This window comes from Bradyrhizobium diversitatis (genome assembly GCF_016031635.1).
GTDB classification, from domain to species: domain Bacteria; phylum Pseudomonadota; class Alphaproteobacteria; order Rhizobiales; family Xanthobacteraceae; genus Bradyrhizobium; species Bradyrhizobium diversitatis.
The window spans coordinates 202,733-222,349 of the sequence record NZ_JACEGD010000005.1 but is presented as its reverse complement, the minus strand read 5'-3'; the positions used below and the strand labels follow the sequence as shown (position 1 = coordinate 222,349).

At 64.4% G+C, this 19,617-nt stretch carries 16 protein-coding genes; 7 read left to right on the top strand and 9 right to left on the bottom strand.

The window, feature by feature from the left end:
• Positions 1-125 precede the first annotated feature (125 nt).
• A complete protein-coding gene (locus tag H1B27_RS06445; protein ID WP_197965401.1) occupies positions 126-551 on the bottom strand; it encodes a DUF1330 domain-containing protein in 426 nt (141 codons plus the stop codon).
• Positions 552-718: 167 nt separating this feature from the next.
• Here H1B27_RS06445 and H1B27_RS06440 point away from each other — a divergent pair, with 167 nt between their 5' ends.
• Positions 719-2,935 (top strand): transglycosylase domain-containing protein, encoded by a 2,217-nt coding sequence (locus H1B27_RS06440; protein WP_197965400.1) that lies wholly within the window; start codon positions 719-721, stop codon positions 2,933-2,935.
• A gap of 266 nt (positions 2,936-3,201) precedes the next feature.
• Positions 3,202-3,861, top strand: coding sequence for a hypothetical protein (locus tag H1B27_RS06435; protein WP_197965399.1), 660 nt, complete (start codon positions 3,202-3,204; stop codon positions 3,859-3,861).
• Positions 3,862-4,019: 158 nt separating this feature from the next.
• Here H1B27_RS06435 and H1B27_RS06430 read toward each other — a convergent pair whose 3' ends face one another.
• The 4 genes from H1B27_RS06430 to H1B27_RS06415 all read right to left on the bottom strand — a co-directional run bounded on the left by H1B27_RS06430 (position 4,020) and on the right by H1B27_RS06415 (position 8,442).
• Positions 4,020-4,859 carry a M48 family metallopeptidase gene (locus tag H1B27_RS06430; protein ID WP_061879835.1) on the bottom strand — a complete coding sequence of 280 codons (840 nt, stop codon included), beginning with the start codon at positions 4,857-4,859 and terminating at the stop codon, positions 4,020-4,022.
• Positions 4,860-5,170: 311 nt separating this feature from the next.
• Positions 5,171-6,499 (bottom strand): polyhydroxyalkanoate depolymerase, encoded by a 1,329-nt coding sequence (locus H1B27_RS06425; RefSeq protein WP_197965398.1) that lies wholly within the window; start codon positions 6,497-6,499, stop codon positions 5,171-5,173.
• A gap of 121 nt (positions 6,500-6,620) precedes the next feature.
• Complete coding sequence (locus tag H1B27_RS06420) at positions 6,621-7,439, bottom strand: ABC transporter permease (RefSeq protein WP_197965397.1); 819 nt, start codon at positions 7,437-7,439, stop codon at positions 6,621-6,623.
• Positions 7,440-7,638: 199 nt separating this feature from the next.
• Positions 7,639-8,442, bottom strand: a complete 804-nt coding sequence (locus H1B27_RS06415; RefSeq protein ID WP_197965396.1) for an ABC transporter ATP-binding protein — start codon at positions 8,440-8,442, stop codon at positions 7,639-7,641.
• 108 nt (positions 8,443-8,550) lie between these two features.
• On the opposite strand from H1B27_RS06415, the gene H1B27_RS06410 reads away from it, so the two are divergent.
• Together H1B27_RS06410 and H1B27_RS06405 are read left to right on the top strand one after the other, a co-directional pair.
• Positions 8,551-9,873 (top strand): ActS/PrrB/RegB family redox-sensitive histidine kinase, encoded by a 1,323-nt coding sequence (locus H1B27_RS06410; protein WP_197965395.1) that lies wholly within the window; start codon positions 8,551-8,553, stop codon positions 9,871-9,873.
• A gap of 102 nt (positions 9,874-9,975) precedes the next feature.
• Positions 9,976-10,530: an ActR/PrrA/RegA family redox response regulator transcription factor gene (locus H1B27_RS06405; RefSeq protein ID WP_028176842.1), complete on the top strand. Its 555-nt coding sequence runs from the start codon at positions 9,976-9,978 to the stop codon at positions 10,528-10,530.
• 105 nt (positions 10,531-10,635) lie between these two features.
• Here the strand turns inward: H1B27_RS06405 and H1B27_RS06400 are convergent, their stop codons facing one another.
• Positions 10,636-11,127, bottom strand: coding sequence for an MmcB family DNA repair protein (locus tag H1B27_RS06400; RefSeq protein WP_197965394.1), 492 nt, complete (start codon positions 11,125-11,127; stop codon positions 10,636-10,638).
• Positions 11,128-11,309: 182 nt separating this feature from the next.
• The gene (locus tag H1B27_RS06395) at positions 11,310-12,908 is read right to left on the bottom strand and encodes an alpha-amylase family glycosyl hydrolase (RefSeq protein WP_197965393.1); all 1,599 of its coding nucleotides are present in this window, start codon (positions 12,906-12,908) and stop codon (positions 11,310-11,312) included.
• Between the two features lie 181 nt (positions 12,909-13,089).
• Between H1B27_RS06395 and H1B27_RS06390 the strand changes: the two genes are divergently transcribed.
• Complete coding sequence (locus H1B27_RS06390; RefSeq protein WP_197965392.1) at positions 13,090-13,770, top strand: MBL fold metallo-hydrolase; 681 nt, start codon at positions 13,090-13,092, stop codon at positions 13,768-13,770.
• Positions 13,771-13,983: 213 nt separating this feature from the next.
• Here the strand turns inward: H1B27_RS06390 and H1B27_RS06385 are convergent, their stop codons facing one another.
• Positions 13,984-15,171 carry an extracellular catalytic domain type 1 short-chain-length polyhydroxyalkanoate depolymerase gene (locus H1B27_RS06385; RefSeq protein ID WP_197965391.1) on the bottom strand — a complete coding sequence of 396 codons (1,188 nt, stop codon included), beginning with the start codon at positions 15,169-15,171 and terminating at the stop codon, positions 13,984-13,986.
• A gap of 556 nt (positions 15,172-15,727) precedes the next feature.
• Here H1B27_RS06385 and H1B27_RS06380 point away from each other — a divergent pair.
• Together H1B27_RS06380 and H1B27_RS06375 are read left to right on the top strand one after the other, a co-directional pair.
• Complete coding sequence (locus H1B27_RS06380) at positions 15,728-16,963, top strand: LLM class flavin-dependent oxidoreductase (RefSeq protein WP_197965390.1); 1,236 nt, start codon at positions 15,728-15,730, stop codon at positions 16,961-16,963.
• Positions 16,964-17,231: 268 nt separating this feature from the next.
• Positions 17,232-18,608: a cytochrome P450 gene (locus tag H1B27_RS06375; protein ID WP_197965389.1), complete on the top strand. Its 1,377-nt coding sequence runs from the start codon at positions 17,232-17,234 to the stop codon at positions 18,606-18,608.
• Between the two features lie 108 nt (positions 18,609-18,716).
• Here the strand turns inward: H1B27_RS06375 and H1B27_RS06370 are convergent, their stop codons facing one another.
• A complete protein-coding gene (locus H1B27_RS06370) occupies positions 18,717-19,556 on the bottom strand; it encodes an SDR family NAD(P)-dependent oxidoreductase (protein ID WP_061879846.1) in 840 nt (279 codons plus the stop codon).
• Positions 19,557-19,617 lie beyond the last annotated feature (61 nt).

The following is a 19,617-nucleotide window of genomic DNA, read 5'->3' as shown; positions in this document are numbered from 1 at the left end:
CTCGTAGGGTGGGTTAGCCGAAGGCGTAACCCACCACTTTCTGCCGATACACGGGAACGAGAAGAGGTGGGTTACGCCCAGCGGACCGCGCTTCGCGCCGCCGCTGCGCTAACCCACCCTACAATCTACTTCGGTATCTCCCCGAAATTCTTTCCGACCGGCAGCACGGCGTGCCGGATCAGCCGCGAATCCTCCACCGCGGCCTGGCGGTGCTTCACCGCCTCGCGATAGACGGGATCGCGGATCATCTCGACGAAGGCCGCGACGCTCGGATATTCGGCGATGAAGCAATGGTCCCAGCGCTCCTCCTGCGGGCCGATCAGCATCAGCTCGAACCTGCCCTGCCAGACGATGCGGCCGCCGAGACGCTCGAACACCGGGCCGCTCTCGCGGCCATAGGCCGCATAGGCCTCCGCGCCGCTCGCCTTGCGGCCGTCCGGATAGGCCGCCTCCTTCCGCAGGCGCACCAGATTGAGCATGTGGATCGGGCCCGGGCGGTCGTTCTCCCGGAACTGCGCGAAGATCTCCTTGGTCGGATCGATATGGCCCATGCGAGCTCCCTTTTATTTATGCGGGCGATCCTAGCCCCGGCGGCAGGGGAGCGGAACTGCGGCGGGCGAATGCCCCACCTCCTAATCACGCGTTAACGACAGGGTAACCGGGCCTTAAACAGCGACCGCTAGCGTGCGGCGGGGCGGACTGACCGGGCGTATTGCGTATGGCGTGGGGAAAGAAAAAGGGTGCGCGGAAGGAGCCGCTGTTCGGCTTGCCCGCGGCGCTCGCCGATCTGCGCCTGACCGCTGCGGACCGCGTTCCCGGCGGCGACGACAAGCCGAAGAAATCTGCGAAACCATCCGCCAAGCGCAAGAGCGAGGATGCCGGCGACGAGCCACCCCGCGAGCGGAAGGCACCTGCCGGCCGCAGCGGCGCCAAGCGCCGCGCGAGGTCGCGCGGCGGCTTCAGCCTCGGCCGCCTCGTTTATTGGGGCGCGGTGCTGAGCCTGTGGGGCGCCATCGCCGTGATCGCCGTCGTGGTCTATGTCGGCGCCCATCTGCCTCCGATCCAGTCGCTGGAGATTCCCAAGCGGCCGCCGACGATCCAGATCGTCGGCATCGACGGCAGCATGCTGGCGCAGCGCGGCGAGATGGCCGGCGCCAATGTCGCGCTGAAGGACCTGCCGCCCTACCTGCCCAAGGCGTTCATCGCCATCGAGGACCGCCGCTTCTATTCGCATTTCGGCATCGATCCCGTCGGCATCCTGCGGGCCCTCGTCACCAACGTGCTCCATCGCGGCGTGTCGCAGGGCGGTTCGACGCTGACGCAGCAGCTCGCCAAGAACCTGTTCCTGACCCAGGAGCGCACCATACAGCGCAAGCTGCAGGAGGCAGAGCTCGCGATCTGGCTGGAGCGCAAGCACTCCAAGGACGACATCCTGGAGCTCTATCTCAATCGCGTCTATTTCGGCTCCGGCGCCTACGGCGTCGAAGCCGCCGCACAGAAATATTTCGGCAAGTCGGCGAAGAACGTCACGATCGCCGAAGCCGCGATGCTGGCCGGCCTCGTCAAGTCGCCGTCGCGCCTTGCGCCGAACCGCAATCCGGAAGGCGCCGAAGCGCGCGCGCAGATCGTGCTCACGGCGATGGCGGACGCGAAATTCATCACCGACGCGCAGGCCAAGGCCTCGATCGGCCATCCTTCCTACAACGTGAAGCCGGCGGGCGCCGGCACGGTCAATTACGTCGCGGACTGGATCGGCGAGGTGCTGGACGACCTGGTCGGCCAGATCGACGAGAGCATCAAGGTCGAGACCACGATCGATCCGAAACTGCAGAGCGTGGCGGAAGCCGCGATCATCGACGAGCTCGCGGCCAAGAGCGTGAAGTTCAATGTCAGCCAGGGCGCACTGGTGGCGATGACGCCCGACGGCGCGGTGCGCGCCATGGTCGGCGGGCGGAACTATTCCGACAGCCAGTACAACCGGGCTGTGACCGCCAAGCGCCAGCCGGGCTCCTCGTTCAAGCCGTTCGTGTACCTCACCGCGCTCGAACAGGGCCTGACGCCCGACACGATGCGCCAGGACGCGCCGATCGAGGTCAAGGGCTGGAGACCCGAGAACTACACCCACGAATATTTCGGCGCGGTGACGCTGACGCAGGCGCTGGCGATGTCGCTCAACACGGTCGCGATCCGCCTCGGCCTCGAGGTCGGGCCGAAGAACGTGGTGCGCACCGCGCACCGGCTCGGCATCTCCTCCAAGCTCGAACCCAATGCCTCGATCGCGCTCGGCACCTCCGAGGTCTCCATGGTCGAGCTGGTCGGCGCCTATGCGCCCTTCGCCAATGGCGGCCTCGCGGTGGCGCCGCATGTCGTGACGCGGATCAGGACGCTCAGCGGCAAGCTGCTCTACATGCGCCAGCCGGAGGAGCGCAACCAGGTCATCGAACCCCGCTATGTCGGCATGATGAACGCGATGATGCGGGAGACGCTGATATCAGGCACCGCCAAGAAGGCCGAAATTCCCGGTTGGCCGGCCGCCGGCAAGACCGGCACCAGCCAAGATTATCGCGACGCCTGGTTCATCGGCTACACCGCCAACCTCGTCACCGGTGTCTGGCTCGGCAACGACGACAACTCGCCGACCAAGAAGGCGACCGGCGGCGGCCTGCCGGTGGAAGTCTGGACGCGCTTCATGAAGGCTGCGCATGAGGGCGTGCCGGTGGCAAACCTGCCGAGCTCACCAGGCGGCTGGGGCCTGTCCAACCTCGCCCAGGCGGCCTCGCAAGTGTCGCCACCGACAGCGGCAGCATCCGGACCGGCACCGGCGAACGCCGGCGGCTATCGCCCGCCGCCTCCCACGCGCGCCAATGTGCGGCCGGAAGCGGCGGCGGGGCTGGATGGCTGGCTGATGGACCGGCTGTTTGGCGGGAATCGATAGGCTCTGCCCGAGGTTTCGATGACCTCGAAACAAGAACGCTCGAAAACAACCCCATGCACAGTAGCCGAGGATAATGAAATCAACGGCTTGCGCAGGCAGCGCAGAGCCTGAAGCGCGCGCTTCATCACTTCGGCAATTCCTGCCCAGCGCGGCAAGATCGACCGCGACCCACGCATGGCTGATGGGAAAAACACCAATCTCTTCAAGCAGCCGTCTTCGGCCCGGGATTTGCTCTCATAGGTCGAGCAGGGACCTGGGAGCGTTCGATGATTTCAAATGTATCCGGTGCGGCGTTGCCTCATCTTCGGCCCGCATCAACTCCCGCGTCGAATGCGGCATCGAGTCTCCAACCGGTGGTACCGGACGCGACTGAGGCTGCGACCAGCAGCTTCCGGATTGACGTCTCGCAGGTCAAGCCGCTGTCAGGTGCCAAGGTGATATCGGCGGCGGACAATTCCCATCTGCGCGACCTCCTGGCAACGAACTGGCTGAGGACTCACGACGCAAGTGCGACGCAACCGGTCGCCGCAGACAACGCACCGGAGAACACCTACGCGCAGGTCAAGGTTGACGGCAAGGTGGTGGCCACGTTGTACAATGGCGGGTCCTCGGTGATGACCAACCAGGCCGCAGCGAAGGTCGGCAAGCTCGAAGATCCTCCCGGCTTGAGCGGGCCGGACCTGGCGCAATGGCGGGCCGACAGATATGCCGAGCTGCTTGGCGGCACCGTCGAGAAGGCCTCTACGGCCATCACGCAATCGCAATGGACGCCGCGCGAGAGCAGGCCCACGACATATAGTCGCGAGCAACTCGACGCGGCGTTCCAGGCCATGGTGGCGGAGGGTCAGACGGCTGGCGCGCAGCAGCAATCAGCCTATCTGGCCTCACGCGCGCAGGCGGGAACGAGTGCGGATTTCAAGGCGTGACGATGGCTTGATGCCGCCCCGCTCTCCGCTGTCATTCCCCGCGAAGGCGGGGAATCCAGTACGCCGCAGCTTCTCGATTCAATCAGAGCCGTCTCAGCGTACTGGATCGCCCGGTCACGCCGGGCGATGACACCCTGCAAGACGCGGGAAGCGAGGCCCTAATCCTCGACCCCGTAGCGGTGCAGATCGTTGCCGTGGGTGTCGAGCCACTTCTTGGCGCGCTCCATCGACGGGCAGACCTTGCCGCACACGCGCCAGAACCGCGCCGAGTGGTTCATCTCGACGAGATGGGCGACTTCGTGGGCGGCTAGATAGTCGAGCACGAAGGGCGGTGCGAGGATCAGGCGCCAGGAGAACGACAGCGAGCCGGCCGAGGTGCAGGAGCCCCAGCGGCTGGACTGATCGCGGATCGAGAGCCGCTTGACCCTGACCCCGAGCTCGGCGGCATAGGCTTCCGCCGAGCGCTGAAGATCGCGGCGTGCCTCGCGCTTGAGGAAGTCGCCGACCCGGCGGTCGACATGTTCGAGGCCGCCGGCGACGCAGAGAATGCGTTCACCGGACTCGCGCGTCTCGGTCCACACCGTGCCGCGCGTGCCGGCGCGATGAACGATGCGATGGGGCGTGCCGCGCAGCGGTATGACCGTGCCCGGCTGAAACGGTGCGGCCTTCGGCAGGCGGCCGAGACGTGCGGCGATCCACGCACCGTGACGCTGCGCGAAATCCTTGGCCTCCGCGAGCGTGCCGCGCGGCGGCATGGTGAGGATGGCTTCGCGGTCGCTCGGATGAATTCTGAGCGTGTAGCGGCGCGCGCGGCGGTGCCGACGCAGCCGAATCGCAAAAAATTGCGATCCGTGGGTGATGACGAGGGTCTTCGGTTCGTGGGGCCGACGATAAAGGAGTGCGCGAGTGGCCATGTCTGTCAGTCCGGGGAGCAGGAGTTCGCCCGGATTCTGCCATAACCGCCGCCAGGGAAAGCGCTCGGCGCAAAAACAAATCATTTGCCCAATATACAGCGGTCAGGCGCCCGGGAGACCCTATAGACTGGGGTTGGAACCCGTTTTTTTCGCCCTCGCTGGATGCATGCGGCACCCCCAAGAGGTGAGGAAAGACTCACTCCTATAAGGCTACCTAAATACCGCGAATCCGGCGAGAGCTTACCCCGTCGAAGGCCCGGACAGGCGCCGGAATTTCGACGGGAAAGCCGAAATGCGCGGCTGGAGTCGTTCCGATGAAAATCGGAACGGCTTTAGATTCTCAATCTGACGCGTTTTCTTTACGCGAACCGGCCACCACTTCGCTCGCAAACGCTTTATTCAGCCGCGAGAGCCTGCAACGAGCTCGGATTCGCGGCCGAAACCATGAAGTCGTGAATCCGCGGCACGATCTCCGACTTGAAACGCGATCCGTTGAACACGCCGTAGTGTCCGACGCCCTTCTGGACGTAATGAACGCGACGATGATCGGGGATCGAGCTGCACAAACCGTGTGTTGCTTCGGTCTGACCGAGGCCGGAGATGTCGTCGTTCTCGCCTTCGACCGTCATCAACGCGACGCGCTTGACCTTGGACGGTTCGACGCGGGTTCCACGATGAGTCATCTCGCCCTTCGGCAGCGAGTGCTTCACGAACACGGTGTCGACGGTCTGCAGGTAATACTCGGCCGAGAGATCCATCACCGCGAGATATTCGTCGTAGAAGTCGCGATGCTTGTCGACGAGATCGCCGTCGCCCTTCACCAGATTGGCAAACAGCTGCTTGTGCGCATCCATGTGCCGATCGAGATTCATGCTGATGAAGCCGTTCAGCTGCAGGAATCCGGGATAGACGTCGCGCATCATGCCCGGATGCGGGAACGGCACCTTGGTGATGACGTGGTTGCGGAACCAGTCGATACCGCGCTCCTGGGCGAGGTTGTTCACCGCGGTCGGATTGCGGCGGGTGTCGATCGGGCCGCCCATCAGCGTCATCGAGGTCGGCACGAACGGATCGCGCCGCGCTTCCATGATCGAGACGGCCGCGACGACGGGCACGGAGGGCTGGCACACCGCCATGACATGGGTGTTGCCGCCGAGCACATGCAGCATCTCGATGACATAGTCGATGTAGTCGTCGAGATCGAAGCGGCCTTCGCTCAAGGGGACCATGCGGGCATCGGCCCAGTCGGTGATGTAGACTTCATGCGCCGGCAGGAAGGCCTCGACCGTGCCGCGCAGCAGCGTTGCGTAATGGCCGGACATCGGGGCCACGATCAGCACGCGCGGTTGCGGGCTACGCAGCGGGCGGGTGAACTTGCGATCGAAATAGAGCAGATTGCAGAACGGCTTTTCCCAGACCGAGCGGACCTCGACGGGGACGCGGATGCCGTTGACCTCGGTGTCGTCGAGACCCCATTCCGGCTTGCCGTAGCGGCGGGTGGTGCGCTCGAACAATTCGCAGGCCGCGGCGACCGACTTGCCGACCTCGGTGCGCGCCCAAGGGTTGAGGGGATTCTGAAAGAGCAGCTTGGTCGCGTCGGTGACCGCACGTGCCGGATTGAGAGAGGCATGAGCCATCTCGTACATCCAGTACATCGGCGTCGTCAGGACCGGACTGCCTTCTGCCGCCAGCGGCGGGGCGCCGCCAAACTCACCAATGGGCATTGCTATATTCCTCTTCGCATCGCAGCATACTGCCGAATGCGTAATATTGCGTCAATGCATGGTTCCGTACATCTACGTAACCGAAGCGGCCAAATCACCATGAATCCACGGGAAAGTGACCCTATTCGCCACCCGACAGCAGTGAGCCATGCTCCCGGGCGCTGCGCAAAAGGGCAAGGAATGCCCAAAAAGATGCAGCCAGAAGCAGGGCGTTGATGGCCAATGCCTGCAGCATCAGATCGGTCCTGAAGGTGTGCTCAATCAGGAGCGCGCGCATGCCCTCGAAGGCGTAGGTCGGCGGCAATGCCCAGGCGACGTATTGCAGCCAGACCGGCAACACGCTGACAGGATAGTAGACGCAGGCGAGCGGCAGGATCGCGAACATCAGCGTCCAGACGATGCTCTCGGCGCCGAGACCGTTCCGCAGCACGAGACCCGAGACGAAGATGCCGACCGACCAGCTCGTGAAGATCAGATTGCAGAAGAAGGCGATCAGCGGCAGGCCGAGGGCATAGACGTTGAAGTGAAACAGAAACAGCGCCAGCAGCGTCATCGGGATGACACCGATCGCGAGCCGGATCAGGCTCATGACCATCAGCGACAGCAGAAACTCGATCGGCTTGAGCGGGCTCATCATGAGGTTGCCGAGGTTGCGCGCCCACATCTCTTCCAGGAACGAGATGGAGAAGCCGAGCTGTCCGCGGAACAGGATGTCCCAGAGGATGACGGCGCCGATCAGCGTGCCGCCGGCGCGCGCGAAGAAACTGGCGTTCTCGGCGATGTAGAGCTGGAGGAAGCCCCAGGTAATGACCTGCAGCGCCGGCCAGTACAGCAGCTCGAGCAGCCGCGGCCAGGACGACAGCAAGAGATACCAGTAGCGCAGGATCATCGCGCCGATGCGGTGGAGCGAGATGCCGCGGTGGAGGGAGAGGTCGGTCATGGCGCGCTTCTGCTGTCATCCCGGGGCGCGACATCGTCGCGAGCCCGGGATCCAGAACCACAGGATTGAATTTGGCGGAGATTCGGAGTTGCCCGTCTCGGTCCATAACCGCCATTTGTGGTTATGGATTCCGGGCTCGCGCTCCGCGCGCCCCGGAATGACGGCACTCTATTCAGGCTACGATTGCGGCTCCGCTTGTTCACCGCGCCGCCTCCTTCGTACCATTCGCCCGGCCGCGCGCGACGTCCAGAAACACCTCCTCCAGCGTGGTGCGGTTGTAGCGGGCCATGATTGCTTCCGGCGCGTCGTCGTCCTCGATGCGGCCGCGCTTCATGATGATGACGCGGTCGCAGAGCCGTTCGACCTCGAGCATGTTGTGCGAGGCCAGGAGAATGGTGGCGTCGTTGTCCCGGCGATAGCGTTCCAGATGCGCGCGCACCCAGTCGGCGGTATCGGGGTCGAGCGAGGCGGTCGGCTCGTCCAGGAGCAGCAGCTCGGGCTGGTTGATCAGCGCCTTCGCCAGCGCCACGCGGGTCTTCTGACCGGCCGAGAGCTTGCCGTTGGCGCGGTCGATGAAATCGGTGAGGTCGAGATCAGCGGCGAGCTTCGCGATGCGGTCAGAGAGATTCTTCACCGCATAAAGCTTGCCGAACACGGTGAGGTTCTGCCGCACCGTGAGCCGCATCGGCATGTCGACATAGGGGCTCTCGAAATTCATCCGGCCCAGCACGGCCGCGCTCTCCTCGGGCATGCGATGCCCCAGCACCTGCACGCGGCCGGAGGTCGGCAGCACCAGGCCCATGATCATCGCGATGGTCGTGGTCTTGCCGGCGCCGTTGCCGCCCAGAAGGCCGGTGATGCTGCCGCGCGGAAGCGTGAAGGAGATATCGTCGACGGCGCGGGTCTGTTTGTAGACCTTGACGAGGTGATCGACCGCGATTGCCGCGGACGGGCTGCGATCCGCGACAGTCGGCCGACTTGAAGCCTTGTCATTCTCGGTCATGCTGGCCGTTCTTCTGCTATTGCAGCGAAGAGCGCAAGGCTTGTAATGCCTGCGTGGTTCCGCGAGCCCAGCGCTTGTGATCGAGAAAGCACCGCTACATTGTCCGATATGACCGAAATTGCCGCTTCCGACTTCCGCCACGCGCAGCGGCACATCCGGCTGGACACGATCCTGCGGCTGCGCTGGCTCGCGGTCCTGGGCCAGCTCGCCGCGATCTTCATCGTGGCACAGGGGCTGGAGTTCAACGTCGAGATCATCCCCTGTGTCAGCATCATCGCTTTGTCGGCCGCACTCAATCTGGCGCTTCAGACCGCGGCCAATCCGATGCAGCGGCTGGAGCCGATGCAGGCGGCCGGGCTGCTCGCGCTGAACATCGTGGAGTTGGCCGGCCTGCTGTTCTTCACCGGCGGCCTGCAGAACCCGTTCTCGTTCCTGTTCCTCGCACCCGTGCTGATCTCGGCCACCGCGCTGCCGGCCCGCTTCACCTTCGGCCTCGGCCTGCTCGCGGTTGCCTGCGCTTCGCTCCTGTTCTTCTTCCATTTTCCGCTGCCGTGGGATTCCGACGATCCGCTGGTGCTGCCGCCGGTCTATCTCGTCGGCGTCTGGCTCTCGATCGCGCTTGCGATCGGCGTCACCAGTCTCTACTCGTTCCAGGTCACCGAGGAGGCGCGCAAGCTCGCGGACGCGCTGGCCGCGACCGAGCTGGTGCTGACGCGCGAGCAGCATCTGACCCAGCTCGACGGACTCGCCGCCGCCGCCGCGCACGAGCTCGGCACGCCGCTCGCGACGATCTTCCTGATTTCGCGCGAACTGGAAAAGACGGTGAAGGACCCGAGCTTTGCCGCCGACCTGAAGACCTTGCGCGAGCAGACCCAGCGCTGCCGGGACATCCTGAGCAAGATCACCCAGCTCTCCTCCACCGGCGCGCCGTTCGACCGCATGAAGATGTCGGAGCTGATCGAGGAGGTGGTGGCGCCACACCGCGATTTCGGCGTCGAGATCAAGGTGCGGATCGCGGTGGCCGCGGCGGCCGAGCCGGTCGGCTCGCGCAATCCGGCGATTCTTTACGGCATCGGTAACATCGTCGAGAACGCGGTCGATTTCGCCCGCACCACCGTCGAGGTGAACGCATGGTGGAACAAGGACACTATCGAACTCGTGATCTCCGACGACGGACCGGGCATTCCGCCCGACATCCTCAACCGGATCGGCGAGCCCTATCTGTCGCGGCGCCGTACCCAGGACGATGGCGGCGGCGGACGACGCGGCCTCGGCCTCGGCGTGTTCATCGCGCGTACCTTGCTGGAACGCACCGGCGCCAAGGTCTCGTTTACCAATCGGACCTTTCCGGAACACGGCGCGGTGGTCCAGATCACATGGCCCAGGCAGCGTTTTGAGGCTATCGAGACGCACGAAGAAACAATAGGATAGCCGCGACCTTGCGTCGCACAACAGGGCCGATCGACCATCGGCGGCCTTGGCACCGCGTGATTGCGAGGCCATATGTCGATGCGCTGGAGAGAGGACAAAACCTTGAACGCCATTGCCGAACTGAACGAACAGAGCGACCGCTCGCTTCTCATCGTGGAAGACGACAAGCCGTTTCTGGAGCGGCTGTCGCGCGCCATGGAAACGCGGGGCTTCTCGGTGACATCGTGCGACACCGTCTCGGACGGACTTGCGCAGATCGGCAAGTCGGCGCCGGCATTCGCCGTGGTGGATCTGCGGCTCGGCGACGGCAACGGCCTCGACGTGGTCTCGGCACTGAAGAAGAAGCGCCCCGATGCACGCGCGATCGTGCTGACCGGCTATGGCAACATCGCCACCGCCGTCACCGCGGTGAAGATGGGCGCGATCGATTATCTCTCCAAGCCCGCGGATGCCGACGACGTCGTCGCGGCACTGCTGTCGACCAGCGCGGAGAAATCCGAGCTGCCGACCAACCCGATGTCGGCCGACCGCGTGCGCTGGGAGCACATCCAGCGCATCTACGAGATGTGCAACCGCAACGTCTCGGAAACGGCGCGCCGGCTCAACATGCACCGTCGCACGCTGCAGCGCATTCTGGCCAAGCGCGCGCCGAGGTAATAAAAGGTGTCGTAGGGTGGGTTAGCCGAAGGCGTAATCCACCACCGTTTTGCCCCAGCGGAAACGAAAGAGGTGGGTTACGCTTCGCTAACCCACCCTACTGTCTCACTCCCAAAAATCCGCATGCCCTTGCGGATCGACCAGGCGGTTGATCCTTGAAGCCGCCGCCATCGCGAACCGCACCGTCATCTGCTTGCGCGTGGCGGCCGCGAGCTTGTGCTCGGGCGCCTCGCAATGCAGATGCGCGCCATAGGCGTCGGCGATGATCAGGCCGGTGTCATCGGGGAAGATCTCGCAGGGCAGATCCTGCGTGAAGGCGAAGAACAGCCGATCGCAATGGGCGCGGTATTCGTGCCATTTCTGGTCGGCGCGCAGATCCTCGACCGACGACTTGATCTCGACGATCCAGATCTCGCCGCGCTCATTGAGGGCCACCAGATCGGCGCGCCGGCCCGACGGCAGCGACAATTCGCTGATGCAGGAGAAGCCGAGCGAACGCAGCAGCCGCGCCGTGCCGCGCGCGATGGCGAGCGCGGTCTCAGACTGGCGGCGGTCCGGCGGCGGCACAAGGGCGATGTTGCGGGCGGTGTTGTCCATGGCGGGAGGATAGCCGATTCCCCTCCACCCGTCATTCCGGGGCGCGCGCAGCGCGAGCCCGGAATCCATAACCACAGGGAGACGTGTGGGGCAAAGCGGGGCAACTCCGAGTGATCGCAAAAACTCCTTCCTGTGGTTATGGGTCCCGGGCTCGCGACTTCGTCGCGCCCCGGGACGACAGTTTACGACGACGCCACCACCACGCCCTCGTTGCCGCGCAGGTCCAGCACGCCTTCGATCCCCTCGCCTTCGCGATCCAGGAACGTCGACAGCAGGATGTTGCTGCCGAAGCGGATCGCGCTGGTGGTCACCGCAACCGGATCGGGACCGAGATTGAGCGCCACGATCACGGCCTTACCCTGGATCTCCCGCCGATAGATCAGGAGATCGCCTTGCGCTGAGATCGGATGATAATCGCCCGCCACGAGCGGGGGACAACTCCTCCGCAGGGCGATCAGGCGCTTGTAGAGAGTGAGGATCGAGCCCGTATCGGCTTCGAGATTGGCGACGTTCTCGCGGATGTGATCCTCCGGCAGCGGCAGCCACGGCCTCGCTTGCGAGAATCCGGCGAAGTTCGAGGAATCCCACTGCATCGGCGTGCGGCAGCCGTCGCGGCCGACGCCGATGCCGGGCACGTTCTTCTCGAAGGGATCGCGCACGTCCTCCGGCGCGATCGCGAGCTGGTGCATGCCGATCTCGTCGCCGTAGTAAAGCGTCGGCGTGCCGCGCAGCGTCAGCAGCAGCATGGCCGCGACGCGGGCCTGCTCGGGACCGACGCGGCTCGCCACGCGCGGCCGATCATGATTGCCGAGCACCCAGTTCGGCCAGGCGCCCTTCGGCAGCGCCTTCTCGTAATCCTCGATGATCTTCTCGATCGAGCGCGCGCTCCAGAACGTCGAGAGCAGCGCAAAGTTGAACGGCATCTGCGCGCCGGTGAGATCGTTGCCGTAATAGGCCATGAGGCGGTGCAGCGGCAGATAGATCTCGCCGATCAGGACGCGGGCGCCGTAGGTATCGGTGACGCGCCGCATCTCGGCGATGACATCGTGCACCTCCGGCTGATCGGTCGAGTACTGTGTCAGGATCTTCTCGTTCGGCGGCCGGCCCTCGACATAATGCGGGTTGGGCGGGTTGTCGCGGAATTCGGCGTCCTTGATCAGGTGCCAGATCACGTCGACGCGAAAGCCGTCGACGCCCTTGTCGAGCCAGAACCGCATCACATCGTAAATGGCGGCCCGGACATCCGGATTGCGCCAGTTCAGATCCGGCTGCTGGGCGAGGAAGGCGTGGTAGTAATATTGACCCGTGGTCTCGTCGAACTGCCACGCGCTGCCGCCGAACTCGGACAGCCAGTTGTTCGGCGCGCCGCCATCGGGGGCCGGATCGCGCCAGACGTACCAGTCGCGCCTGGGATTGTCGCGCGACGACCGGCTCTCGACGAACCAGGGATGCTGGTCCGAGGTATGGTTCGGCACGAGGTCGAGGATCAGCTTCAGGCCATTGTCATGGGCGGCCGCGAGCAGCGCGTCGAAATCGGCCATCGTGCCGAACAGCGGCTCGATGCCGACATAATCCGAGATGTCGTAGCCGAAATCCGCCATCGGCGAGGGAAAGATCGGCGACAGCCAGATCGCGTCGACGCCGAGCGATTTCACGTAAGGCAGCCGCCTGAGGATGCCGGCGAGATCGCCGACCCCGTCACCGTTCGAGTCCTGAAAGGAGCGCGGATAGATCTGGTAGAAGATGGCGTCGCGCCACCAATTCTCGTCGCCTTGAGCCATGCCGAGGACCACCGAAATCTGCGCCTTGCGCGGGAGAACGCGACAGCAACGCCCGGGTTCAAATTGGCAGACCAATTGGGACGGCCATGTGACGAGAACCGCGGCTGTTCCCGAAGCTCTTGTCCGAATCTTTTGCGAATCTTTTGCTTGGCGGACTGACAAAAATCGGCATTGTGGCGCCATGACCGAGCAAACTGACACCCAGGACTCCTCGCCGCCCAAGGCGGGCGCGATCATCGTTCCCGTGACGCTGTTCGAGCAGAACTGCACCATCATCTGGGACGAGCCCGCCAAGAAAGCGGTGGTGATCGATCCCGGCGGGGACGTGCCGAAGATCCTGGACGCGATCAAGCAGACCGGCGTCACCGTGGAGAAGATCTGGCTCACTCACGGCCATATCGATCATGTCGGCGGCGCGGCCGAGCTGCGCGATGCGCTGAAGGTGCCGATCGAGGGCCCGCATGAAGCGGACAAGTTCCTGCTCGACAACGTGGTCGAAAGCGGCGCGCGCTTCGGCATGACCGGCGTACGCAACTTCGCACCCGACCGCTGGCTCAACGAGGGCGACACCGTGTCGATCGGCGATCTCAAGTTCGACATCTTCCACTGCCCCGGCCACTCGCCCGGCAGCGTGGTGTTCTTCAACAAGGCGTTACGATTTGCCCATGTCGGCGACGTCCTGTTCGCCGGCTCGGTCGGACGCACCGACCTGCCCGGCGGCAGTCACGCCACGCTGATCAGTTCGATCAAGACGAAATTGCTGCCGCTCGGCGATGATGTCGGCTTCATCTGCGGCCATGGCGCCGGCTCGAGCATCGGCCAGGAGCGCATGACCAATCCGTTCATCACCGGCGAGATGTAGCAACGAACTCCGCTATCGTCACCGACAGTCCGCCACAAACTCCGCCGTCGTCCCGGACAAGCGCAAGCGCAGATCCGGGATCCATAACCACAGGAAGACGTGGTTACGGGGACTCGGAGTGACGCTTTCGCGTTTCACTCAATCCTGGGAGTATGGGTCCCGGATCGGCGCGCGCTTGGAGCGCGCTTGTCCGGGACGACAGCGGGGATGGAGCTACTTCATCAACCCCGCGGCCGTGAGCGCGCGCGTGATGATCTGGCCGAGATCGAAGCCGCGAGCCTTCTCGCCCTGCGGCTCGGCCTGCTCTTCGGCAATTGCTGCACGGATCGAGCGGGCGAGATGCGGCGCGGGCGAGAGCGCCGGCTTCGTTGCAGGCTTCATGGCAGGCTTGGCCTCCGCCTTTTTCGTCGCGGCGTCCGGAATCCAGCCGGTGAGGCCGAAGAACTTTGCGATGTGGTAGGACGAGGAAATGCCGGCCTCGATCAGGAATGCGCCTTCGACGCCGTAGCGCTGATCGTTGTCGGCCAGCCCGAGCGGCGTGCCATGCGCCATGTCGGTGATGGCGTAGGATTCGACCAGCGTCTCGCCGTCCTTGTTCCACCAGGCCTGGCGCGGATGACCGTCGACGACCGTCTCCGCCATCGGCGCATCAGGCAAGTCGTGCAGATCGAGCCATTGCTTGACGATCTCGTTGGCATTGCCGGGGTTGACGGTGCGGTCGGCGCTGCCGTGCCACACCGAGACCTTCGGCCATGGCCCGCGATGATCCGAGGCGCTGCGCACGAGATCGCCGAGCTCGCGCGCGGGACGCGCTGGAGAATGAAACATGCCCTCGAGCGCCTCGCGCAGATTCGAGGCGATGCCATAGGGCAGCCCGGCAATGACCGCGCCGGCTGCGAAGATTTCCGGATAGGTCGCGAGCATCACCGACGTCATGCCGCCGCCGGCCGACAGGCCGGTGATGAAGACGCGCCTGGAATCGATGCGGTGCGTCTCGACCATATGCGCGATCATCTCGCGGATCGAATGCGCCTCGCCGCTGTCGCGCGTGGTGTCTTCCGGATTGAACCAATTGAAACAGGTGTTGCCGTTGTTGACGCGCTGCTGCTCGGGCATCAGCAGCGCGAAACCATAGTGCCGTGCCAGTGTCGACCAACCCGCGCCGAGATCGTAACCGGCTGCCGTCTGCCCGCAGCCATGCAGCACGACGACGAGCGCGCGCGGCTTCTGCAATTGTGCCGGCACGAACGCGAACATGCGCAAGGCTCCGGGATTGTCGCCGAAGCCAATAACCTCCTCTAAGGGGCAGGATGAATCGGCGCTGCGATCGAGCTCGGCAAAGCGCAGTCCGTCCAGCCTCGGCAGACGTCTTAACAGATCGATATTTTTGGCTAGCGACACGGCGGCTTCCTGGTGGGCGACGTACAACGTCAGTCCAAGCAGATAGTTGCTGCATTGCAAAATAAAAAGACCGTGCGCTGTCAATCTCGCGAAAAGGCCACGGATTCCCGCAGAAATCCCCACGTATTAACCGTAATGCCTCAACATCGTGCAGATGCGCGGGCATGCACGCCGGAAATGCGGCGCAAATCAAGATGATGTCACAAACGGCCAGAGCGAGACGACAGATCCTGCGCGCGCTGATTGCACCGCTCGGGCGATGGACAACACCGCGCCGCGAGCGGCCATCAGAAGTCCCCGACCATCAGCGAAGATGCTTATGATGAGCGCAGGCGCGAGCGGCGTCGGCACATCGACATGAAATGTGACGAGCGCGAGCGCAGCAAGGCCTGCGATCTGCAGCCCTCGATCAGCAATCTGGTGTCGCGATGCCCGCCTCGCCTCACCTCGCATGCCTGCATTCCGCTGCGCGGGACATCGCGCGATTGCGTTCGCGCCATCAGGCACGTAGCCTTGCCATCTCAACAAGCAGAAAATCAAAGCCGGAGAGACCGCCATGGCGCGCCTGAAGTTCGGAGCCTTTCTTGCCCCGCATCACCCGATCGGGGAGCATCCGATGCTGCAGTTCCGGCGCGATCTCGACCTCGTCGAGCAGCTGGATGCGCTCGGCTATGACGAGTTCTGGTGCGGCGAGCATCATTCCTCCGGCTGGGAGATGATCGCCTCGCCCGAGATGTTCCTGGCCGCGGCCGGCGAGCGCACCAAGCGGATCAAGCTCGGCACCGGCGTGGTGTCGCTGCCCTATCACCATCCCTTCAATGTCGCCCAGCGCATGGTGCAGCTCGACCACATGACCGGCGGCCGCGCCATCTTCGGCTCCGGCCCGGGCGCGCTCGCCTCGGACGCGCACACGCTCGGCATCGACCCGATGACGCAGCGCGACCGCCAGGACGAGGCGATCGGCATCATCCGCCGCCTCTTCAACGGCGAGCGCGTCACCGCCAAGAGCGACTGGTTCACGATGAACGACGCCGCGCTGCAGATCCTGCCCTTGCAGGAGGAGATGCCGTTCGTGGTGGCCTCCCAGATCTCGCCCTCCGGCATGACGCTCGCCGGCAAATACGGCATCGGCATCATCTCGCTAGGCTCGATGACGACGCAGGGCCTGATGTCGCTGCAGCAGCAATGGCAGTTCGCCGAGGATGCCGCCAGGAAGCACGGCACCAAGGTGAACCGTGCCGACTGGCGCGTGCTGCTGACCTTCCACATCGCCGAGACCCGCGAGCAGGCGCGCCGCGAAGCGGGCGCCGGGCTGATGCGTTGGCACAACGAATATAATGTCGGCACGTTGCAGCGGCCGGGCCTCACCGCATTCTCCTCACCCGACGAAGCGGTCGACAAGACCGCCTTCGTCGAGGGCGCCGCGTCCACCATCGGCACGCCCGACGATCTCGTCAAAACCATCAAGAACGTGATGCAGGTCTCCGGCGGCGTCGGCGCCATCATCGGCTTCGTGCACGACTGGGCCAATCCGGAAAACACGCGGCGGAGCTGGGACATGGTGGCGCGCTACGTCGTGCCGGAGATCAACGGCTACATCGACGGCCTGCGCAAATCGCAAAAATTCGTGATCGAGAACCGCGCGATCTTCGAGCGCGCGGGACAGGCCGTGATGGCCAAGATCATGGAGAACGAGAAGGCCGCCGAGGCGCTGAAGGTCACCGGCCCCGGCCGCGTCGCCATTCCCGCCGTCAACGCCCCGGATCTGCAGAAGGAAGCCGCGAAGCGGTAGGCCGGCAAACCATCGTCGTCCCGGACAAGCGCGCCCCAAGCACGCGCAGATCCAGGACCCATACCCACAGGGAGGAGTTTGGCGGAGACTCGGAGTGGGAGCTTCGCGCCACGACTGCCTCCTGTGGTTATGGATCCCCGCCCCCGTGCGCAATTGCGCACTACGCGGGGATGACGATCTCCGCTGTGATAATCTGGACGGCGTCACCCCGAGCCATCGTGCCAGTTTTGTACTATATCGTCGGAGCCAGCCAACCGGAGCAATCCTGATGTCGATGCAGACTGTGGCCGCCCCTGCACTTCAGTTTACTCCACCGAGGCGCAATGAGCTGACCCACATCCCCGGCGACGAAGGCTGGCCGATCATCGGCAAGACGTTTCAGGTGCTCGCCGATCCGAAGGGCCATATCGAGGCGAACGGCGCCAAATACGGCCTGGTCTACCGCACGCATTTCTTCGGCGAGACCAATGTCGTGCTGCTCGGGCCCGAGGCCAACGAACTCGTGCTGTTCGACCAGCAGAAGCTGTTCTCCTCGACGCATGGTTGGAACAAGGTGCTGGGCCTGCTTTTTCCGCGCGGATTGATGCTGCTCGATTTCGACGAGCATCGCCTGCATCGCAAGGCGCTGTCGGTCGCCTTCAAGTCCGGGCCGATGAAGTCCTATCTCGGCGATCTCGACCGCGGCATTTCTGCGCGCGTCGCGCAATGGAAGGCAAAGCCCGGCGAGATGCAGCTCTATCCGGCGATGAAGCAGCTCACGCTCGATCTCGCTGCGGCCTCGTTCCTCGGCGCCGATATCGGGCCTGAGGTCGATGAGATCAACCGCGCCTTCGTCGATATGGTCGCCGCCTCCGTCTCGCCGGTCCGCCGTCCCCTGCCCGGCACCCAGATGGCGCGAGGGGTGAAGGGACGCAAGCGTATCGTCGCCTATTTCCGCGAGCAGATTCCGCTCCGCCGCGGCAATCATGGCGGCGACGATCTGTTCTCGCAGCTCTGCCGCGCCACCCATGAGAACGGCGCGCTGCTCTCCGAGCAGGACATCATCGATCACATGAGCTTCCTGATGATGGCAGCGCACGACACGCTGACATCGTCGCTGACGTCCTTCATCGGCGAGCTCGCCGCCAATCCGGACTGGCAGGACAGGCTGCGCGCCGAGGTGCTCGCGCTAGGGCTTGCCCCGGGGGCGCCCAGCAGCTTCGACGATCTCGAGAAGATGCCGCTGTCGGAGATGGCGTTCAAGGAAGCGCTGCGGCTCAAGCCGCCGGTGCCGTCGATGCCGCGCCGCGCGATGCGCGATTTCAGCTTCAAGGGCTTTGCGATCCCCGCCGGGACCGCAATCGGCGTCAATCCGCTCTACACGCACCACATGAGGGAGATCTGGCCGGAGCCGGACCGCTTCGATCCGCTGCGCTTCACCGAGGAAGCGCAGCGTGGCCGCCACCGCTTCGCCTTCGTGCCGTTCGGCGGCGGCGCGCATATGTGCCTCGGCCTGCACTTCGCCTACATGCAGGCGAAATGTTTCGCGCGGCACTTTTTGCAGAACATCGAGGTGTCGCTCGCGCCGGGCTACAAGCCGGACTGGCAGATGTGGCCGATTCCGAAGCCGCGGGACGGGCTGCGGGTGACGGTGAAGGCGGTTTAGCGCCGCTCTCGTAGGGTGGGTTAGCGAAGCGTAACCCACCACTTCTGTCACCGCGGACACCAAAGAGGTGGATTACGCCTTCGGCTAATCCACCCTACGGCCCTGCTCCTACGCCCCCTGATCGAACGCCTTGCGCAGGGCCACATAGCCCTGCTGCTGCTGGCTCCAGTTGCGGCCGCCGGTCATGGCGCCGTCGACGACGAGATCGTGGCCGTTGACGAAGCTGGATTCGTCGCTCGCCAAAAACACCGCGGCATGGGCGATGTCGTCGGGAAGGCCGGCGCGCGGGATCGGCTGCGCGGTCTTGTAGACCTCGCGCATCACGGCGGGCGTCTTCTCCGCTGCGTCGGTCGAGAGCCCCAATGCCTTGCCGAAGATGCCAGTTGCGATCGCGCCCGGCGAGATCGAGTTGACGCGGACGTTGGATTCGCCGAGCTCCATCGCCACGCATTTGGTGAGATGGATCACCGCCGCCTTGGCCGCGCTATAGACCATCGACGACGAGAAGCCGGCGAGGCGGCCCGCAATGCTGCCATTGTTGATGATGCTGCCTGAGCCCTGCTTCTTCATGTAGGGCGCGGCATGCTTCATGCCGAGCATGACGCTGCGCACCAGCGTCGCCATCGCCGCGTCGAACCGCTCGACCTCTAGGCCCTCGATGCCACCGGTCTGCGCCGGCCCGCCGGCATTGTTGAACAGGCAATCGACCCTGCCGAATTTCTCGACCGCGAGCGCGATCAGCGCCTGCATCTGCGTTTCGACCGTGACGTCGGTCTGGCGGAAGATGCAGTTGGCCCCGAGTTGCTTTGCCAGTGCCTCGCCTTCCGGTACGCGCCGGCCCGCGATCACAATTTTGGCACCTTCGGCAACGAAGACTTCCGCAGTGCGCAATCCGATCCCGCTCGTCGCCCCCGTGATCACTGCAACCTTGCCGTCCAGCCTGCCCATGGAATGTTCCTGTTTTCGAGCGATTTGATGCCAAATGGCGAATGTCGGCCGCCGCCGTCGC